General features: G+C 61.3%; 19 protein-coding genes and 2 tRNA genes. 17 read left to right on the top strand and 4 right to left on the bottom strand.

What is annotated here, in order from left to right; genetic code table 11:
• The first annotated feature begins 9 nt into the window (after window positions 1–9).
• From G7Y31_RS10020 to G7Y31_RS10005, 4 genes are all read left to right on the top strand, one after another.
• The gene (locus tag G7Y31_RS10020) at window positions 10–474 is read left to right on the top strand and encodes a MauE/DoxX family redox-associated membrane protein (protein WP_165009571.1); all 465 of its coding nucleotides are present in this window, start codon (window positions 10–12) and stop codon (window positions 472–474) included.
• Window positions 475–549: 75 nt separating this feature from the next.
• Window positions 550–1314: a DsbA family protein gene (locus G7Y31_RS10015; RefSeq protein WP_165009573.1), complete on the top strand. Its 765-nt coding sequence runs from the start codon at window positions 550–552 to the stop codon at window positions 1312–1314.
• A 73-nt stretch (window positions 1315–1387) separates the two neighbouring features.
• A tRNA-Ala gene (locus G7Y31_RS10010) sits at window positions 1388–1460 on the top strand.
• A gap of 23 nt (window positions 1461–1483) precedes the next feature.
• Window positions 1484–1559 (top strand) — tRNA-Ala (locus G7Y31_RS10005).
• A 149-nt stretch (window positions 1560–1708) separates the two neighbouring features.
• Here G7Y31_RS10005 and nadE read toward each other — a convergent pair.
• The gene (gene nadE / locus G7Y31_RS10000) at window positions 1709–2539 is read right to left on the bottom strand and encodes an ammonia-dependent NAD(+) synthetase (RefSeq protein WP_165009575.1); all 831 of its coding nucleotides are present in this window, start codon (window positions 2537–2539) and stop codon (window positions 1709–1711) included.
• Between the two features lie 149 nt (window positions 2540–2688).
• On the opposite strand from nadE, the gene ykgO reads away from it, so the two are divergent.
• The 4 genes from ykgO (at window position 2689) to nrdE (ending at window position 6097) form a co-directional block, all read left to right on the top strand.
• Window positions 2689–2811 carry a type B 50S ribosomal protein L36 gene (ykgO, locus tag G7Y31_RS09995; RefSeq protein ID WP_075733004.1) on the top strand — a complete coding sequence of 41 codons (123 nt, stop codon included), beginning with the start codon at window positions 2689–2691 and terminating at the stop codon, window positions 2809–2811.
• A 402-nt stretch (window positions 2812–3213) separates the two neighbouring features.
• Window positions 3214–3444, top strand: coding sequence for a glutaredoxin-like protein NrdH (nrdH, locus tag G7Y31_RS09990; RefSeq protein WP_165009577.1), 231 nt, complete (start codon window positions 3214–3216; stop codon window positions 3442–3444).
• Between the two features lie 5 nt (window positions 3445–3449).
• Window positions 3450–3884 carry a class Ib ribonucleoside-diphosphate reductase assembly flavoprotein NrdI gene (gene nrdI, locus G7Y31_RS09985; RefSeq protein ID WP_165009580.1) on the top strand — a complete coding sequence of 145 codons (435 nt, stop codon included), beginning with the start codon at window positions 3450–3452 and terminating at the stop codon, window positions 3882–3884.
• A 50-nt stretch (window positions 3885–3934) separates the two neighbouring features.
• Window positions 3935–6097, top strand: a complete 2163-nt coding sequence (gene nrdE, locus G7Y31_RS09980; protein ID WP_165009581.1) for a class 1b ribonucleoside-diphosphate reductase subunit alpha — start codon at window positions 3935–3937, stop codon at window positions 6095–6097.
• A 26-nt stretch (window positions 6098–6123) separates the two neighbouring features.
• On the opposite strand, the gene G7Y31_RS09975 is transcribed toward nrdE, so the two are convergent.
• Entirely contained in the window at window positions 6124–6831 is a 708-nt protein-coding gene (locus G7Y31_RS09975) for a FadR/GntR family transcriptional regulator (protein WP_165009583.1), read from the bottom strand.
• Window positions 6832–7021: 190 nt separating this feature from the next.
• Between G7Y31_RS09975 and nrdF the strand changes: the two genes are divergently transcribed.
• The 4 genes from nrdF (at window position 7022) to G7Y31_RS09955 (ending at window position 12185) form a co-directional block, all read left to right on the top strand.
• On the top strand, window positions 7022–8011 hold the full coding sequence (gene nrdF / locus G7Y31_RS09970; protein ID WP_165009585.1) for a class 1b ribonucleoside-diphosphate reductase subunit beta: 990 nt from the start codon (window positions 7022–7024) through the stop codon (window positions 8009–8011).
• A 467-nt stretch (window positions 8012–8478) separates the two neighbouring features.
• The gene (gene ctaD, locus G7Y31_RS09965) at window positions 8479–10173 is read left to right on the top strand and encodes an aa3-type cytochrome oxidase subunit I (RefSeq protein WP_165009587.1); all 1695 of its coding nucleotides are present in this window, start codon (window positions 8479–8481) and stop codon (window positions 10171–10173) included.
• An 84-nt stretch (window positions 10174–10257) separates the two neighbouring features.
• Window positions 10258–11442 carry a phosphoserine phosphatase SerB gene (serB, locus tag G7Y31_RS09960; protein WP_165009694.1) on the top strand — a complete coding sequence of 395 codons (1185 nt, stop codon included), beginning with the start codon at window positions 10258–10260 and terminating at the stop codon, window positions 11440–11442.
• Window positions 11439–12185 carry a peptidyl-tRNA hydrolase gene (locus G7Y31_RS09955; RefSeq protein WP_235922960.1) on the top strand — a complete coding sequence of 249 codons (747 nt, stop codon included), beginning with the start codon at window positions 11439–11441 and terminating at the stop codon, window positions 12183–12185. The genes serB and G7Y31_RS09955 overlap by 4 nt, the downstream gene beginning before the upstream one ends.
• Here the strand turns inward: G7Y31_RS09955 and G7Y31_RS09950 are convergent.
• Together G7Y31_RS09950 and G7Y31_RS09945 are read right to left on the bottom strand one after the other, a co-directional pair.
• On the bottom strand, window positions 12124–14061 hold the full coding sequence (locus G7Y31_RS09950; RefSeq protein ID WP_235922962.1) for an ATP-dependent DNA helicase: 1938 nt from the start codon (window positions 14059–14061) through the stop codon (window positions 12124–12126). The two genes, G7Y31_RS09955 and G7Y31_RS09950, sit on opposite strands and share 62 nt — an antisense overlap.
• Before the next feature lie 6 nt (window positions 14062–14067).
• Entirely contained in the window at window positions 14068–15390 is a 1323-nt protein-coding gene (locus G7Y31_RS09945; protein ID WP_268896608.1) for a nicotinate phosphoribosyltransferase, read from the bottom strand.
• Between the two features lie 56 nt (window positions 15391–15446).
• Between G7Y31_RS09945 and clpS the strand changes: the two genes are divergently transcribed.
• The 5 genes from clpS (at window position 15447) to murI (ending at window position 18944) form a co-directional block, all read left to right on the top strand.
• Window positions 15447–15764: an ATP-dependent Clp protease adapter ClpS gene (gene clpS, locus G7Y31_RS09940; protein ID WP_196823566.1), complete on the top strand. Its 318-nt coding sequence runs from the start codon at window positions 15447–15449 to the stop codon at window positions 15762–15764.
• A gap of 159 nt (window positions 15765–15923) precedes the next feature.
• Window positions 15924–16457 (top strand): DUF2017 domain-containing protein, encoded by a 534-nt coding sequence (locus tag G7Y31_RS09935; protein ID WP_165009593.1) that lies wholly within the window; start codon window positions 15924–15926, stop codon window positions 16455–16457.
• 47 nt (window positions 16458–16504) lie between these two features.
• Window positions 16505–17437 (top strand): P1 family peptidase, encoded by a 933-nt coding sequence (locus tag G7Y31_RS09930; RefSeq protein WP_165009596.1) that lies wholly within the window; start codon window positions 16505–16507, stop codon window positions 17435–17437.
• 8 nt (window positions 17438–17445) lie between these two features.
• On the top strand, window positions 17446–18147 hold the full coding sequence (locus G7Y31_RS09925; RefSeq protein WP_165009598.1) for a rhomboid family intramembrane serine protease: 702 nt from the start codon (window positions 17446–17448) through the stop codon (window positions 18145–18147).
• Window positions 18144–18944, top strand: a complete 801-nt coding sequence (gene murI / locus G7Y31_RS09920; RefSeq protein WP_165009600.1) for a glutamate racemase — start codon at window positions 18144–18146, stop codon at window positions 18942–18944. Before G7Y31_RS09925 ends, murI begins: the two co-directional genes overlap by 4 nt.
• Window positions 18945–18964 lie beyond the last annotated feature (20 nt).

Below are 18964 nucleotides of genomic sequence, written 5' to 3'. Positions count from 1 at the left end.
GTGAATCGGGTGAATTACAAGATAAATAAGGAACTAGTGCTTGACGTCATTAGTGCCTTCGCGCGCTTTTATCTGGCCTATATCTGGATCAAGGCTGGCATGGCCAAAATTGGTGAAAACATGTCGGTGACCCAGACCATCCAGGCCTATGAGATTTTCACCCCGGAGTGGTCTGGGTACCTGGCCCACCTCATTGGTCCACTGGAAATCGCCGGCGGCCTGATGCTCCTGCTGGGGTTGTTCCTGCGGCAAGCAGCCAGCGTTTCTCTGGTGGTGCTGGTGCTATTCATGATTGGTATTGCGCAAGCCTGGGGGCGTGGACTGGGTATCGACTGTGGCTGCTTCGAAGTCAGCCCCGAGCAGGATGCGCAGGTGATGAACTACATGAAGACGCTGGCGCGCGACGCCTTCTATGTGTTCTTGACCATCTGGACCATCAAACGCCCGTGGAAGAAGTGGGCTATCTATGCCTAGGGTCCGTTAAAATAAACCGCTAGTCGGCCCCGGAGAAGGGGCCGGTTCCTATATGTATGAAGGATTAAAACATTCATGTCGAAGAAAGTCACCAACCCCAACGCCAAAGGCAGTTCTGGGTTCCTGTGGGGCCTGGTGGCCCTGCTGGCCATCATCGCCGCGGTAATTGCCTACATTGTCTGGAACGGCCAGGGGGCCAAGACTGAGCATCTGGCCGAGCGTGAGCTTGAGGATGTCTCCATGACCATGGAGTACAAGGACGGCGCTATCTTGCTGTCGTCGGCGAACACCGCCAAGGACGCACCCACGCTGGAGCTGTACGAGGACTACTCCTGTCCTCACTGCTCTGAGCTGGCAGAGGCCACCGATGAAGACATGAAGGCCGCCATCGAGGCCGGTGAGTTCAATGTCCTGATTCGCCCCCTGAACTTCCTGGATGTGTCCGGCAAGGAGCTGACCGAGGATGTCCTCTCTGGCGCCACTGGCCACTCCACCAAGGCCGCTGCTGCTATGAACGCCCTGGCTGCAACTGGAGATGCCAAGACCTACTGGAACCTGCGCACCTACCTGATGGAGGACCAGGAGAAGGTCTACAACAAGTGGGATGCCACTGACTTTGCTCATGCTGCCAAGCAGATGGGTGCGTCTGCCGATACCGCCGATGCCGTCAAGGCTGCAGACCTCAAGGCCCAGGGTGGCGACATCGCCGCTGCCAACGCCATGCGTCTGAAGGAAGAGACCGGCACCATCTCCTCCCCGCGAGTTATCTACCAGGGCAAGGACTTTGATGAGGAAGGCGAGTCCATCCTTGATTGGGTGGAAAAGGCCAAGGCTCTCTAGCCGATTTGGCTGCGCCCCGGTTGGGCGTATATATTAAACGGCGTTGTCCACTCCTGTGGGCACGCTTGAATAAGGGGCTATGGCGCAGCTGGTAGCGCACCACACTGGCAGTGTGGGGGTCACGGGTTCGAATCCCGTTAGCTCCACTCCACAATTTCATAAACTCAATGGGGCTATGGCGCAGCTGGTAGCGCACCACACTGGCAGTGTGGGGGTCACGGGTTCGAATCCCGTTAGCTCCACCATATGCAGGGGCTGTCACCTTTCGGGGTGGCAGCCCCTTTTCTTCCCTCTGTGGTCCTCTCTTTGCGGGTCCTCTCCTCACCGACATCGGTTGGCTTGCGTCGTGAGGTGTGCAGCCTGGTGCCAACACGCTCGACCAGGCACCCGGCCCTTAGCTGATAGGGGCGGTGACGGGGCCGCCGGGCATCCGGCGCTTGTGCGCGGCGCGGAACCATAGCTGCTCGAGGCGGGCGCGGGCATCGGCAGGAATGTCCTTGCCCTCCAGGTAGTCATCAATGTGGGCGTAGGTAACACCCAGTGCCTCCTCGTCGGGTAGCAACGGCTTGTCGTCCTCTAGGTCAGCGGTGGGGACCTTAGTCCACGTCGACGATGGGGCGCCTAGGTGCTCTAGGAGCTGTGCGCCCTGCCGCTTGTTCAAGCCCTCGAGGGGGAGGACATCGGCTGCGCCATCGCCCCACTTGGTGAAGAACCCCGTGATGTTTTCGGCAGCATGGTCTGTGCCCACCACGAGGGCGCCTACCTCGCCCGCGATGGCGTACTGCGCGGTCATGCGCAGCCGAGCCTTGACATTGCCGCGGTTGAAGTCGCTCAGCCCGCCGGGAAAGCTACTGGCCATAGCCTGGTCTAGGGCGGTGGTGGGCTGTTGAATATTTACAGTTAGCGTGTGGTCTGGCTGGATAAACTGTAAGGCGGTCTGTGCGTCGGCCTCGTCCGATTGGATGCCATGGGGCAGGCGGACGGCCCAAAACTCGGCGCCTTCCACACGCTCACAAGCCAGCTGGGCCAGGCGTCCGGCCAAAGTCGAGTCTTGGCCGCCAGAAATGCCCAGCACGTAACCTGTCGCACCGGTGTGGCGCAGGTAGTCTGCGAGATAGTTGACCCGCTTAGCTGTCTCGGTAGCTGGGTCGATGGTGGGTAAAGTGCCTAACGTGGCAATGATGTGGCGTTGCAAAGAGGCGTCTGCGGTGCGGTCGGTAGTCATAAAGACATGGTAGCCACTGCGAAGCTTTAAGGGAGTTTTGGCAAAAGGGCCGGGTTCCGGTATTGTATTCCCTCGTGTCATGGCTACGTGTGTAGCCGTACTTAAAGTATTCATCCGCTTGGAATAGCGCATAAGGAAAGGAGCGCCCGATGAAGGTTCGCAAGTCGCTTCGGTCGCTGAAGAACAAGCCGGGCGCTCAGGTTGTCCGTCGCCACGGCAAGGTCTTCGTGATCAATAAGAGGGATCCTCGTTTCAAGGCTCGCCAGGGCTAAGGAACGATTGTTCTTAACGCACACACCCCGCCAACTCCGTGCAGGAGCTAGCGGGGTGTTTGCGTTGTGGCGCTTCTAAGGTTGGCGGGCTTGGGGCCGGCGGGGACAGTGTGGAGGATCGCCGGGGTGTTTCGATCAGGGCATGTGATGTTAATCACTGACACCTGTGCAATTCCCAGGAGGGCCTGTGGATAAAGATGGGGAATTTCATGTGTGTAACTCGAGGGGTAGAAAAGGGTGTCAAGATGTGGGGCGGATGGGCGGGCTATGCTGGGAATATCATGGCTGTAACTACTATATGTTGTGTCGCTTGCGGTGAAAGGGCACAAAGTATAGTGTCGTTCGTGTTGAAGGGGTCGAGGAAGACCGGCCCCGCATGCTTTACCTAGAAGGACTCCCGCTATGCCTATTACCGTCTATACCAAGCCCGCTTGCGTTCAGTGTGAAGCCACCAAGAAGGCCCTGGATCGGGCCGGCCTAGACTACGACTTGGTGGACCTGTCGATGGATAGTGAAGCCCGCGACTACGTTATGGCCCTGGGGTACATCTCTGCTCCTGTTGTCGAGGTAAACGGTGAGCACTGGTCCGGGTTCCGCCTGGAGCGCATCAAGGCCCTAGCAAAGGCTGCCTAAGTCCCATGCTGGTGGTGTACTTCTCCTCCGCAACGGAAAACACGCACCGCTTTGTGGGAAAACTGGGTCTGCCGAGCGTGCGGATTCCACTGCGGAAGTCCGCGGAGCCCATCACGGTGGATGAACCCTATGTGCTGGTATGCCCGACCTACGGGGGAGGGGCGAGCATTAGCCGCCAAAACTCCCGGCCAGTACCCCCGCAAGTAATCCAATTCCTTAATAATGAGCACAATCGCAGTCTGATACGCGCAGTCATTGCGGGGGGCAACTCCAACTTCGGCTCGGACTTCGGTAAGGCGGGAGAGGTAATCGCCGCCAAGTGCAGGGTTCCCTACGTCTACCGGTTTGAACTCTTGGGTTCGGCAGAGGACGTCGCTGTATGCCGCGAAGGCCTCTTAGCCAACGCGCAACAGCTGGGCCTGGAGCCTGTAGCTAACTAAAAACGTGAATTTGTGGGGGAAGTGCCCCGTGAGAGGAAAGGCGGCCTTAAGTGTCGAATCTGCTTGGAAAGAACGTCCCGGAGCCGGTGTCTCAGGAACAACAGCTGGACTACCACGCGTTGAACGCGCTGCTCAACCTGTACGATGAGCAGGGCAAGATTCAGTTCGATAAGGACCGCGAGGCCGCGAACCAATTCTTCTTGCAGCACGTCAATCAGAACACCGTCTACTTCCATGACCTGGAAGAAAAGATTGACTACCTGATCAGCAACAAGTACTACGAGCCGGAAGTCATTGCGCAGTATGACTTCGGCTTTATTAAGGACCTGTTCAAGAGGGCTTACTCCTACAAGTTCCGCTTCCAATCCTTCCTGGGTGCCTACAAGTACTACACCTCCTATACGCTCAAAACTTTCGATGGGCGCCGCTACCTGGAGCGCTTTGAAGACCGCGTGGCAATGACGGCGCTGTTCCTGGCCGACGGACATCAGGACATCGCAGAGCATGTTGTCGACGAAATCATGACCGGGCGCTTCCAGCCGGCAACGCCGACCTTCCTGAATGCGGGCAAGGCGCAGCGCGGTGAACTCGTTTCATGCTTCCTGCTGCGCATTGAAGACAACATGGAGTCCATTGGGCGGTCGATCAACTCTGCTCTGCAGCTGTCCAAGCGTGGCGGCGGTGTGGCACTGTTGCTATCAAATATCCGCGAATCGGGCGCCCCGATCAAGCACATCGAAAACCAGTCCTCTGGGGTTATTCCGGTGATGAAGCTGCTGGAAGACTCTTTCTCCTACGCCAACCAGCTAGGTGCCCGCCAGGGCGCTGGTGCGGTGTACTTGCACGCACACCACCCGGACATCCTGAGCTTCCTGGACACCAAGCGAGAGAATGCGGATGAGAAGATCCGCATCAAGACGCTATCGCTGGGCGTGGTCATCCCCGACATCACCTTCGAGCTGGCCAAGAAGAACGACGACATGTACCTGTTCTCCCCGTACGACGTCGAGCGAGTCTACGGCAAGCCCTTCGCAGACCTCTCGGTCACCGAACACTACGAAGAGATGGTGGAAGACCCGCGGATCCGCAAGAAGAAGATCAACGCCCGGCACTTCTTCCAGACCCTGGCAGAGATCCAATTCGAGTCCGGATACCCGTACATCATGTTCGAGGACACCGTCAACAAGGCCAACCCGGTCAAGACCGGGCGGATTAACATGTCCAACCTGTGTTCGGAGATCCTGCAGGTTAACAAGGCCTCCGTGTTTAACGAGGATCTGTCCTATGCCCAGATGGGCAGCGACATTTCCTGCAACCTGGGCTCGCTGAACATCGCCATGACCATGGACTCCCCGGACTTTGCCCAGACCGTAGAGACCGCCATTCGAGCTCTGACGGCGGTGGCAGACAAGACCAGCATCGACTCGGTGCCCTCCGTGCGCGAAGGTAACGATGACTCACACGCCATCGGCCTAGGCCAAATGAACTTGCACGGATACCTAGGCCGCGAGCACATTGAGTACGGCTCCGAAGAAGCCCTCGACTTCGCCAACGCCTACTTTGCGGCAGTAATGTACGCCGCACTGCGCGCCTCCAACAAGATTGCCCGCGAGCGCGGCCAGTACTTTGGGGAGTTCCCGCAATCGGACTACGCCAACGGCGCGTTCTTCGACCGCTACAACCCGGAAGAGTTCACACCGAAGACGCAACGAGTCAAGGACCTCTTTGCGGCCTCGTCCATCCACACGCCTACCGCAGAGGACTGGGAAGACCTCAAGCAGCAGGTAGCCGAGCACGGACTCTACAACCGCAATCTGCAGGCAGTCCCGCCCACCGGATCGATCTCCTACATCAATAACTCGACATCGTCCATTCACCCGATTGCGTCCAAGATTGAGATCCGCAAAGAGGGCAAGATTGGCCGCGTCTACTACCCCGCGCCGCATATGAACAATGACAACTTGGAGTACTTCAAGGACTCCTATGAGATCGGCTACGAGAAGATCATTGACACCTACGCGGAAGCCACCAAGTACATCGACCAGGGCCTGTCCCTCACGCTGTTCTTCAAAGACACCGCCACCACCCGCGACATCAACCGTGCGCAGATCTACGCATGGCGCAAGGGCATCAAGACCCTGTATTACATCCGCCTGCGGCAGATGGCCCTGGAAGGCACCGAGATCGAAGGCTGCGTGTCCTGCATGCTGTAGGGCACGGGGGCATCGGCAAGCTAAGGCTAGACCACATGCGCGCGAGCCTCATCGAGGATTGCGCGCGCAAGCCTTTCAGCACGCTCGCCCTGGCGGTCATGGATGGCCTGGGCAAGCTCCAAGTGAAGCTGCGTGGTCCCCGCAATGGGATCACGCTTGCGGGAACCAAAAACAGACTTGCCCTTGAACATAGCCAACAAGGAAGGGGCGAGGCCCGCAAACATCTGATCCCCCGAAGCCTGCAAGATAAGCGTGTGGAAGCTTAAGTCCACCGAGAGCTCCTCACCCACACGCGGGGAAGGGTTGACCTCCAGCTCCTGCAAGCGGTGGGCGAGCTCCACCAACTTTCTCGCCTGCTCCGGGGAGGCGTGCGTGGACGCCAAGCGAGCTGCAATAGGCTCGACCGCCAGACGCATATTATTCAAAGAACGCAGCTGCTCAGCGCGGGTACGTTCACTGCGCATGCGCCAACCGATGACCAAGGGGTCAAAGAGATTCCACTCAGAAATGGGTTGCACCGTCAAACCCACGCGGCGCGAGGACATGATGAGGCCGAGCTGCTCCAGGGCGCGCATGGCTTCGCGGGCAACAGTGCGTGAGATACCGAAACGAGCGCCGATGTCCTGGAGCGTAAAGCGCTGATCCACGCTGAGGGTGCCAGTGACAATTTCTGAACCGATGGTGTCCACGACGGTCGATTGCAACAGTGTGGCGCTATCTGAGAGTTGGGCCATGGTGCTTCCTCTGTTGGGCAGGGGACTGGTCTAACCCACCTTAATGAACAACTCGCCGTCGCGTAGACTGAGGGGCAGTGTCAATAACGACCGCGACTGGCCAAGTCAATAGCGGACACGACTGGCGAAGTAAATAGCGGCCACGACTGGCCAATGAAATTACAAGGAATCAAGAAGGGGTATTTCCGCCGTGACGCAGGAATATGATGCTTATTTGGAAAGCCACGACAAACCCGTGAAGGCCATCAACTGGAACACCGTCCCGGACGAGAAGGACGCGGAAGTGTGGGACCGGTTGACCGGAAACTTCTGGCTGCCGGAAAAAGTTCCAGTGTCCAATGACCTCCCCTCCTGGAAGACCCTGACGGAGAAGGAGCAGGAAACCACCATGCGGGTGTTTACCGGCCTGACCCTGTTGGATACCATCCAGGGCACTGTCGGTGCGGTGTCGTTGCTTCCCGATGCCGTCACGCCGCACGAAGAAGCGGTGTACACCAACATTGCCTTCATGGAGTCCGTGCACGCGAAGTCCTACTCCAATATCTTTATGACGCTGTCGAGCACGCCGCAGATCAATGATGCCTTCCGTTGGTCCGAAGAAAACGAAAACCTGCAGAAGAAGGCGAAAATCGTCTTGTCCTACTACCAGGGCGATGATCCGCTGAAGAAGAAGGTGGCGTCCACGCTGCTGGAGTCCTTCCTGTTCTACTCCGGGTTCTATCTGCCGATGTATTTCTCTTCGCGTGCCAAGCTGACAAACACGGCGGATATTATCCGGCTGATCATCCGCGACGAAGCCGTGCATGGATACTACATTGGCTACAAGTACCAGCAGGGGCTGAAGAAGCTGACGCAAGCGGAACAAGAAGAGCTCAAGGGCTACACCTTCGACTTGGTCTACGACCTCTATGACAATGAGCTCGACTACACCGAAGACCTCTACGATGATCTGGGCTGGACCGAAGACGTGAAGCGCTTCTTGCGCTACAACGCGAATAAGGCCCTTAACAACCTGGGCTACGAGGGATTGTTCCCGGATGATGAGACGAAGGTTTCGCCGGCAATTCTGTCCTCGCTATCGCCGAATGCAGATGAGAACCATGACTTCTTCTCTGGGTCTGGCTCTTCCTATGTGATTGGCAAGGCGGAAGACACCACCGACGAAGACTGGGATTTCTAGCACAAGCGGGGTGGCCGGAGCTGGGGTGGGCAGCTGCGGCCATACTACTGCGGCGCAGCCGGGTCTGTGGCGCGAGTGCGGCCATCGCCCGGCTGGTGCCGTGGTCTTGCAGCGCGGCCGCCCTGCCGTGGTGTTGCGGCGCGGCGGTGCGACTGCCGGGTAAGGGCGTGCTAATCATCCGAAGGGTTGATTACTAGTGGGGGTGTAAGGGCTGTGACGTAGGAAGCGTTTTCCGGCGCGTGGTGTGGGGTATGCCACTCGCGCGAGTGGAAGTTTTGAAAATCCTGTGAAGGACGGCGCCTGCGTACTGCACGAACCTGATCCCAGGCGTCACAAGCGCAGGTGGGGGAGGGAGTTGGGCGGTTGGGGATAGCTGGCAATTGCATGGGTGGGTGGCCTATCATTATGCGATGTAAACCTTAGGCATGCGTGTTTGTGCACGTGCGCCATTCATTCAGGAGGATTTTATGACCGCTGTGGCGCCACGGTTGGACGACTACGTCCAGCCCACCCGTCCAGAGCCGCAAGGAAACGGTAAGAACGGTTCCAAGGCCTGGGTATTTTTGACCACCACTGACCATAAGCAGCTGGGCATCATGTACTTGATGATGTCCTTCAGCTTCTTCTTCCTCGGTGGTTTGATGGCCCTGCTGATCCGCGCTGAGTTGTTTGTGCCGGGTCTGCAATTCCTGTCTAACGAGCAGTTTAACCAGCTGTTTACCATGCACGGCACCGTGATGCTGCTGCTTTTTGCTACCCCGGTGGTGTGGGGCTTTGGTAACTACGTCTTGCCGCTGCAAATCGGCGCGCCGGACGTAGCCTTCCCGCGCCTGAACGCCTTCGGTTTCTGGATTACCCTTATCGGTGGTGTGGTCATGCTGCTGGGCTTCGTCACCCCGGGTGGCGCTGCTGACTTCGGCTGGACCATGTACATGCCGCTGGCTGACTCCGTCCACACCCCGGGCATCGGTGCCGATATGTGGATTGTGGGTGTGGGTGCTACCGGTGTGGGTACCGTGGCCTCCGCCATCAACATGGTCACCACCATCTTGACCATGCGTGCGCCGGGCATGACCATGTTCCGCATGCCGGTGTTTACCTGGTGTGTGTTCACCGCTTCCGTCATCGTGCTGATGATCTTCCCGCTGCTGCTGGCCGCCGCACTGGGCATCCTCTACGACCGCAAGCTGGGCGCGCACATCTACGACTCCGCTAATGGCGGTGCCATCCTGTGGCAGCACCTGTTCTGGTTCTTCGGCCACCCGGAGGTCTACGTTCTGGCCCTGCCGTTCTTTGGTGTGATTTCGGAAATCGTGCCGGTCTTCTCCCGCAAGCCGGTGTTCGGCTATGTGGGTCTGGTCTTTGCGGTGCTGGCTATTGGCTCCCTGTCCATGGCCGTGTGGGCACACCACATGTTCGTGACCGGCGCCATCCTGCTGCCGTTCTTCTCCTTCATGACCTTCCTGATTGCAGTGCCCACCGGCGTGAAGTTCTTCAACTGGGTAGGCACCATGTGGAAGGGCCACATCACCTGGGAGACTCCGATGATCTGGGCCATGGGCTTCATGTCCACCTTCCTCTTCGGTGGCATGACCGGCGTTATGCTGGCCTCCCCGGCTCTGGACTTCCACCTGGCTGAGTCCTACTTCCTGATTGCCCACTTCCACTACACGCTGTTCGGTACCGTGGTGTTCTCCGCCTTCGGTGGCCTGTACTTCTGGTTCCCGAAGATGACCGGCCGCATGTTGGACGAGCGCCTGGGCAAGATTCACTTCTGGCTGACCTTCATCGGCTTCCATGGCACCTTCCTGGTTCAGCACTGGGTGGGCAACATGGGTATGCCGCGCCGCTACGCCGACTATCTGGAGTCTGACGGCTTTACCGTGTACAACCAGATTTCCACTATCTTCTCCTTCGTGCTGGGTGCCTCTGTTATCCCGTGCGTGTGGAACGTGTTCAAGTCCTGGCGCTACGGCGAAGTGGTCACCGTGGACGACCCGTGGGGCTACGGCAACTCCCTGGAGTGGGCAACCTCCTGCCCGCCGCCGCGCCACAACTTCACCTCCCTGCCGCGCATTCGCTCCGAGCGCCCGGCCTTCGAGCTGCACTACCCGCACATGGTTAAGCGCATGCGCGAAGAGGCCCACGTCGGCCACCACTAAGGAGAGCTCCTCCTACTCCTGAAGCACCAAGCCGCTGCCCCGGACGGGGTGGCGGCTTTTGCTGTGCGCGCTATAAGGCGGATAATCAGAGGCGTGGAATCCCAAGTTGATGAACTAACAAACCTCGTGATCACCGCCTCCGGCCCGGACAAGCCGGGGGTGTCTGCGGCTTTCTTCCGGGTGCTGGAGGCACACCAGGTGCAGCTGGTGGATGTGGAACAGGCCTTGTTTAACGGGCGTATCTCTCTGGCGGCATACGTGAAGGTAGCTCCCTCCCGTCGCGATCGCCTGCACAAGGGTCTGCGAGAGACGCTGAGCATCTATTCCCAATCGATCACGGTGGAAGAGACTGCGAAGACGGCTCGTCCGCGCTCCACGCACGTGGTGGTGCTGATGGGGCGCACGCTTACCGCCGGCCATGTTTCCGCAGTGGCCCAAGAGCTGGCCAACTTCAACGCCAACATCGACCGTATCCGTGGCCTGGGACATACTCCCCTTCACGCGCTGGAGCTGCCCATTACGGTAGAGGGCCCGGCGGAAGGTCTGCGGGCGGGGTTATCCCGGTTGGCGGCGGAGTTGGGCATCGACATCGCAGTTGAGCGCGCAGGCCTGCACCGTCGGGCTAAGCGGCTGATCTGCTTCGACTGCGACTCCACGCTGATTACCGGCGAGGTCATCGAAATGCTGGCAGCATTCGCCGGTAAGGAAATTGAGGTCGCAGAGGTCACGGAGCGCGCCATGCGTGGCGAGTTGGACTTTGAGGAGTCACTGCGCCAACGCGTCGCAGTCCTAGAGGGCTTGCCGGAGGAAGTCATCGCGCAGACTGCGGCGGCGCTGCAGCTGACCCCGGGTGTGCGCACCACTATCAAAACGCTCAAGACCTTGGGCTACCGCGTGGCCGTGGTCTCCGGCGGCTTTATCCAGGTGCTCGAGGACCTGGCCCAGGAGCTGGACCTGGACTACGTCCGTGCCAACACACTAGAAATTGTGGACGGTAAGCTCACCGGCCGCGTGGTTGGCAAGGTCGTGGACCGCAAGGCCAAGGAGGAGTTCTTGCGGGAGTTCGCCGCGGATGCCGGGCTGCGCATGAGCCAGACCATCGCTGTAGGCGACGGCGCCAATGACATCGACATGATTTCCGCCGCCGGCCTGGGCATCGCGTTCAACGCCAAGCCCGCGCTGCGTGAGGTCGCAGACGCCGCCGTCAACCACCCCTACATGGATGAAATCCTGCGTATTCTGGGCATCCCCGCGGAGGACGTGGAGTGAGCCTGGAGCTTGCGCACGCCCGCCTGGTGGCCGGTTGCGCTCAGCGCGAGGGCTGGGAGGACCCGCAGCGTCCGGAGACCGTGCAGGCCATGCAGATTGTCCTGCATTTGCCCAAGCAGGATCCGCCGCCGCGCACTCAGGTGCTGGAGGCCGCGGCCCGCGCGGTGGTGGCGGCGTGTTTGGATGAGCGCGCAGGCCAGGATGGGGCCTACGCCCAGGCGTTGGCGCAGTGGTATGGCCACCGGATTCGTAAGGTGGCCCGCCGTGCCCGCAATAAGGCTTGGCGCGATGTGCAGGCTTTGCCGGGGGTGACGGTGGATGAGCGTGCGCGCGCTTTTGCGCCCTCGGCGGTGGGGGCGGTGGAGCCGCTGGTGGCTAAGTTGCAGATTGGTGGTACCGATCTGCCTGCCGATTCCCCCGATGCCCCGTCTGCCGATGCCCCCGTCATCTACGCCGATGCCGGCCTGGGCATGTCTGTGGGTAAGGCTGCCGCCCAGGTGGGGCACGCCTCGATGTTGTTAGCGGCCGCCCGGCCGATGGAATGGGTGCGGGATTGGGCGGGACGCGATTTCCCGCTGAGCGTGCGCGAGGTGCCCACGGCTGTCTTTCGTCAGGCGTGCGCGGCACCGGGAGCGGTGGTGGTGCGCGACGCCGGGTTTACGGAGGTAGCCCCGGATTCGCTTACCGTGGTTGCTCTCGACTCACCAGCCGCTGCAGGGCTGCCAGCACGGTCTGTTGGTTAGTGCTTTGCCAAAAGCGCGGCAGCGAGGCCTTGAGGAAGCCGCCGTAGCGTTTGGTCTCTAGCCGGTTGTCCAGCACGGCGACCACCCCGCGGTCGTTTACGGAGCGCAGCAGCCGTCCGGCGCCTTGGGCCATCAATAGGGCGGCGTGGGTGGCGGAGACCTCCATGAAGCCATTGCGTCCGGCTGCTTGGGCGGCTTCGGCGCGGGCTTGGAGTAGGGGGTCATCGGGCCGTGGGAAAGGAATGCGGTCGATGATAACCAGCGAGCACGCAGGTCCGGGGACGTCCACGCCTTGCCACAGCGTCAGGGTGCCGAAGAGGCAGGAGTTCTCATTCGCGGCAAACTTCTCCACCAGGGAGCTGATGCTGTCTTCGCCTTGCAGGTAGAGGTCGAAGGGGAGCCGCGGGCGCAGGGCTTGGGCGGCTTGTTCGGCGGCGCGGCGGGAGGAAAACAGTCCCAGGGTGCGCCCGCCGGCGGCCATGATGAGTTGGTAGATTTCCTCAATGGCTTCCGGGGCCAGGCCATCGCGGCCCGGTTGCGGCAGGTGCGTGGCGGTGTACAAGATTGCCGATGCCCCCGGGTCAAAGGGAGTGCCCGCGTCCAGGGCGTCCCAGGTTCCCTTGGGCATGCCCCACTGGGCGGCAAGGGCGTCGAAGCGCCCGCCCAGCGCCAGGGTGGCAGAGGTTAGTACCACGGTGTTTTCTCCGAAGAGCTGCTCACGCAGGAGCTGGGCAATCGACAAGGGTGCTACCGCCAGGGTGCCGCCTTCTTCGAGCCAGACCACATCGTCTTGCTCGGCGGGATTGCCGGTGGCAAAGACGTCCAGGATCCGTACCACCGCCTGGGCCATGTCTGTGAGGTGATTGGCCAGGTTCTGACGCTCCGCAAAGCGTTCCGGGTCTGCGGTGGCCTCGCCTTCGGGGGCGCGCGCTATGGAGTCTTTGGTGTGCTGGAGCCCTTCGGCAAGGGCTGTGAGGTGCCCCTTGACTACGTCGTCCATATCAGACCAGCGGCCGGGAGCATAGCCAGATAGTAAGGTGGAGAACTCCTCCGCCAAGTCGGAGAGGGAGGACCCGCCCAGCGGCTGGGCGCGCTTGTCGGCGGCTGCGATAGCTCGCGCGGTGATTTGCTCCGTAGACACGGAGGTGATGCGGGCGTCGAGCTCATGGGCCTCGTCGATGACCACTACGTCATGTTCGGGCAAGATGGTGGCATCCGACATGGCGTCGATGGCCAGGAGGGCGTGGTTGGTCACCACAATGTCTACATCGGCGGCAGCTTGGCGGGCGAGTTCGGCAAAGCAGGCTTCGCCATGGGGGCATCGGGAAGCTCCCAAGCACTCGCTAGCGCTCACGGAGACCCCACGCCAGACCTCATCGGGAACCCCGGGGTCCAAGTCATCGCGGTCCCCGGTGTCTGTTTCCTGCGCCCATTCGTGGATCCGCTGCACGGCGCGCCCACGCCAGGAAAGCTCCTCTTCACCAATTAACGCCGCCGGGTCATCCGCACTGATCTTGTTCAGGCACACATAATTGGCCCGCCCCTTCATGATGGCGAAAGTAGGGGTGGCCTCCAACTCCGGGGCCAGGGCCGCAGCTAGCCGCGGCAGGTCCCGCTCCACCAGCTGGCGCTGCAGCGCGATCGTTGCCGTGGAGATAATCACCGTGCTCTCCGTGGCCTGGGCATGCCGAATAGCCGGGACCAGGTAAGCCAAGGACTTACCAGTGCCGGTTCCGGCTTGCACGGCCAGGTGGCGGCCGCTGTCTAAGGCGTGCGTGACGGCTTCCGCCATGCGGGCCTGGCCCTCCCGGCGGGTGCCACCGAGGGCGGCCACTGCGGTATCGAGAAGCTGCTGCGTCGAGGGGGATTCGTGCACAGCGGCCTACCGCGTAGAGTCAAAGCCCACCAGGCGGGTGGGAACTGCAGGCTCGCCGCGGGAGAGGGCTAGGCCCTCCCAGGGAAGGGTGCCGCGAACGGCGGCGCAGTGGGCGCGGGCATCGGCAAGAGTGGGCAGGCCGGCGACGGTGGCGCCATCGCGCATCAACGGCACCGTCAGCTCACGCACCTCCAGGTGCTCCGGGATGTCGGGGCGCTGGGCACCATAGGGGTAGACGATTTCCTCTAACGCCACCCCAGTGGAGCGGTGGGTACGCACCGCGCGCTTAGCGCTACCCATGGACTGCTTGGAGGAAGAACGCTTGGCCACCGGGTGGCCGTCGACCTCCACCAACTTGTAGACCATAGAGGCCGTTGGCGCGCCGGATCCAGTAACTAAGGAAGTTCCCACCCCGTAGGTATCTACCGGGTCTCCGCGCAGCCCGGCGATGGTGAATTCATCCAGATCAGAAGAGACCACAATCTTGGTGTTATGCGCGCCAAGATCATCAAGCTGCTTACGCACCCGGCGGGTTACCGCGCCCAAGTCTCCGGAATCAATGCGCACCGCGCCCAGGGAGGTGCCCGCGACCGCGATGGCGGTTTCCACGCCCTTGGTGATGTCATAGGTATCCACCAACAACGTGGTGCCCACGCCGTCGGATTCGATTTGGGAACGGAACGCGGCTTCCTCATTGGGCGTGCCATCCGGATTAATGTGAGCCAGGGTCCAAGCATGCGCGGCGGTACCCGACGCGGGGATAGAGTAGCGGTGCGCGGCCTCCAAGTTGGAGGTAGCCGAAAAGCCGGCCACGTAAGCCGCGCGCGCGGCCGTGACCGCGGAGTACTCGTGGGTGCGCCGCGAGCCCATCTCGATAATCGGGCGGCCGTCAGCAGCGGTAACCATGCGCGAGGCCGCCGAGGCGATAGCGGAGTCAGCATTCATAATGGACAAGATCACCGTCTCCAGCAGCACGCACTCGCCAAAAGTGCCCTGGACGGTCAGCAGCGGGGAATAAGGGAAATAAATCTCGCCCTCCCGGTAGCCGTCCACGCTGCCACTAAAGCGATAGTTGCGCAGATAGTCCAGGGTCTGCTGGTCCAGGAAATCCAGGCCGGCTAGCTGTTCTTCGCTAAAGCGGAAGTCCAAGATCGCTCGCAGGACACGGCTGGTGCCAGCCACCACGCCGTAGCGGCGCTCGTTGGGCAGGCGGCGGGCAAAGACTTCAAAGGCCGCGCGGCGGTGGGCGGTGCCATCACGCAGCGCGGCTTGCAGCATGGTCAGCTCGTACTTGTCGGTGAGCAATGCGGTAGATGCGGTGTAATTCACGCCACCTGAGTGTACTCGCATTCGCAGACGAAGAAAGCGTATTAGGCTGTGGAGGTATGACTGTGCTTATTACTGCCTCGTCTCCCATGGCAACTCCGGACCTGGAAGAAGACCTGCAGCTTGACCTGGCCACCAGCGAAAACCTGCCCTGGATGTGCATTGTATGGGATGACCCGGTCAATCTGATGTCCTATGTCACCTACGTATTCCACACGGTGCTGGGCTATGACAAGCAGCGCGCCCAGGAGTTGATGATGCAGGTCCACACCGAAGGCAAGGCCGCCGTCAGCTCCGGAGAACGCGACAAAGTAGAAGCCGACGTGAAGAAGCTCCAAGTGGCCGGGCTGTGGGCCACCATGCAGCAGGCCGGCTAAACCCCGTGCCGCCTGTCCGCCCGTCCGCCGCAGCCCGGCTAGTCCTGCGCTGCCCGCCCGACCGCCGCAGCCCAGCTAGCCCCGCACCACCCACCCGCCCATCGCAGCCCGGCCCGCCGCGGCCGTTTTCGCACAACCTTTGAAGGAGACATCGCAGACATGGAACCGTGGAAAAAGAAGAAGCACCTCATGCGCCCCGCCAGGTATGTCACGCGTTTTGAACCCATCGAGCGGGAGGTCATTGGCAACCTCACCGCTACGGTGAGCGAGGCCATTATTGCGCGCGCTCAGTCGGCGCCCAAAGACGAGCTGGCAGAGATGATGGGCATTGCCTCGGGCCACAAAGAAGCCCCGGAGGACCCCAGCCTGGCCCGGCTCTTCCCGGATTTTCAAAAGCCGGGCGATGAAGAATACGAGGGGGATAATTCCCTGCTGCGCTCCATCCATGAAAATGACATTGCGCGTGCCAAGCTCGAGCACCTGCAGGTGGTCAACTATGCGTTGGGCCCCACCGGTGGGGTAGAGGTCAGCATTGAAGAAGATGAAGCACCGGCGTTTGTGGCCGCGCTTAATGACATGCGCCTCTATGTTTCCGCCAGCGAGCGTCCCCTGGAGGAACTGGCGGATAAGGAGGCCATTGTGGAGTGGCTGGCCTTTGCGCAAGACTCCCTGCTGCAAGCCATGATGGAGTAGTCCGGTGTCGATGAACGAAGAGCGAACGGCGTGCGGATGGCGAGCTAATGCGTAGCGATTTTTCGGTAGCAGTAGGCCATGCGCGGGTGGGTGATACCGGCGTGACCGCCTTGTATTGCGGCCCCAGTGGCGGTATCGGCGCGGTGGATGTGCGCGGCGGCGGCCCCGGCACCCGGGAAACTGACCTGCTGGCCCCACATAATACTGTCGAGCGTGTGCACGCCTTTGTGCTCTCCGGCGGCTCCGCCTTTGGGTTGGCGGCTGCCGATGGCGCCATGCGCGAGCTCGCCCGCCACGGCGAGGGTTTTGCCGTAGGCCCGCTGCGGGTGCCGATTGTCCCGGCAGCAGTCATTTTTGATCTCGCCGCTGGCGCGCCCTCGTACCCGGATGCTGCCACCGGCGCCCAGGCGCTGCGCGCAGCCCGCAGCGCTTGGCATGACCACCGCGCCCCGGACTCCGGCAGCGTGGGGGCGGGCTTTGCTGCGGTGGCAGGCAAGCTGCGCGGCGGTTTCGGCTACGCCCGTGTGTCCGCGGCTGGCACCTACGTGGAGGCCTTCATCGTGGCCAATCCCGTGGGTGAGGTCATCTGTCCTCGTACGGGCAGGCTGTATGGCGCGCCGGGCCTAGAGCCTGTCGATGCCCCCACCTACGCCGCCTTACCCCACCCCCGCGCCAGCCTCAATACCACCATTGGGGTGGTGGCCACCCCGGCGCCGCTGAGTAAAGCCCAGGCTAAGCGGCTGGCATTGGCCGGCCACGACGGCATCGCTAGGGCCGTGCGCCCAGCCCACTCGCCACTGGACGGGGACACCATCTTCGCCTGGGCGGATACCCAGGGCCGGGGTGGAACCTGTTCGGTAGAGCAGGTGGCGCAGTTGAGTGCGGCATCGGCAGACGCAGTCCAAGCTGCCATCGTGGACGCCGTTGTGGCAGCTCAACCCGGATTGGAGCTGCCCACATACCGGGAACTGTTAGGCTAGGTTGCATTATGAGCAGCCGCTATAACTACACCTACAAGCCGGGGGCATACCCCGCTGCGCAGACCCAACCGCCGGGGCGCACCAACCGGGGCGCGTCGAAGAATTACAACAGCTCTGGCAGGCTGCGCACGGGTATTTCCCTGGCCGTAAGTTATCTGGTGGTCTTGTGGGGGGTCCACATTGTCAACACGTTCCTCTTCGGCGGCGGCCTGGCGCTGTTTGGCATCCGTCCCCGGGACTGGAGCGGGATTTGGGGCATTTTCTTCGCACCTTTCCTGCACGCGAACTGGGAGCACCTGATTGGTAATTCGGTGCCGGGGGCGCTGTTTTGCTTCATCGTGGGCCTGTCCGGGCGGCGGGCATTTTGGGAGGTCTCCGCTATTGTGCTCCTGGTGGCTGGCATTGGCACCTGGTTGCTGGGCGGGCCGGGAACACTGCATATCGGGGCATCGGGAATGGTCTATGGCTGGCTGGCGTACCTAATTGTGCGCGGGATATTCAACCGCTCGCTGACGCAGTCCTTGGTGGGTATTGGTTTGGCCTTTGCGTATTCGGGCCTGGTGTGGGGCGTGCTGCCGCTGTACGAGGGCATCAGCTGGCAGGGGCACCTCTTCGGGGCCATCGGCGGGATTATCGCTGGCATGACCATTACCTCCGATGATCCGGCGCGCGCCTTGAAGCGTCCGCGCACGCCGCAGGTGCTGCCATGACGGAAAGCACGGCACCCATTGGCATTTTTGACTCCGGCCTGGGCGGGCTGACGGTCGCGCGCACCATCATGGACCAGCTGCCGGGGGAGTCCATCCACTACATTGGGGATACCGCCCACGGCCCTTATGGTCCATTGCCCATCGCGCAGGTGCGCGCGCACTCGGAGCGCATTGCAGATGAGTTGGTGGCCCGCGGCTGCAAGATGATTGTCATTGCCTGCAATACGGCCTCGGCGGCTTTTCTTCACGATGCCCGCGAGCGCTACAGCGTTCCCGTGGTGGAGGTGATCAAACCTGCAGTGCGCAGGGCCCTGGCCACGACGCACAACCGCAAGATTGGGGTCATCGGCACGCAAGGCACAGTCAACTCAGGGGCCTACCAGGACCTTTTTGCCATCAACCCGGACGTGAGCGCGTTTGCAGTGGCGTGCCCGGACTTTGTGCCCTTTGTGGAGCGCGGCGTGACCTCTGGGCGCCAAATTCTGGGGGTGGCGGAGAACTACCTGGCCCCGCTGCAGGCGGCCGGCGTTGACACCCTGGTGTTGGGGTGTACGCACTACCCGCTGCTTTCCGGCATTATCCAGCTGGCCATGGGGGATAATGTCAACCTGGTGTCGTCTTCGGAAGAGACCGCCAAGGACGTGCTGCGCACGCTCACGCAGCTGGACCTGCTGGCGCCGGAAGGCACTGTGCCTACCCGGACCTTCGAGTCCACCGGCGACCCGGAGCTTTTTGGGCGGCTGGCGGCGCGCTTTTTGGGCGCCGGGCCGGGTGAATTTAACCACATCGCCGGTTAAGGCGTGATTGTTTCCTCGAC

Origin of the sequence: Corynebacterium lizhenjunii, assembly GCF_011038655.2 — a bacterium.
Lineage (GTDB): Bacteria > Actinomycetota > Actinomycetes > Mycobacteriales > Mycobacteriaceae > Corynebacterium > Corynebacterium lizhenjunii.
Note: the sequence above shows the minus strand (reverse complement) of the source record. Positions and strands in the feature narration are given on the sequence as shown.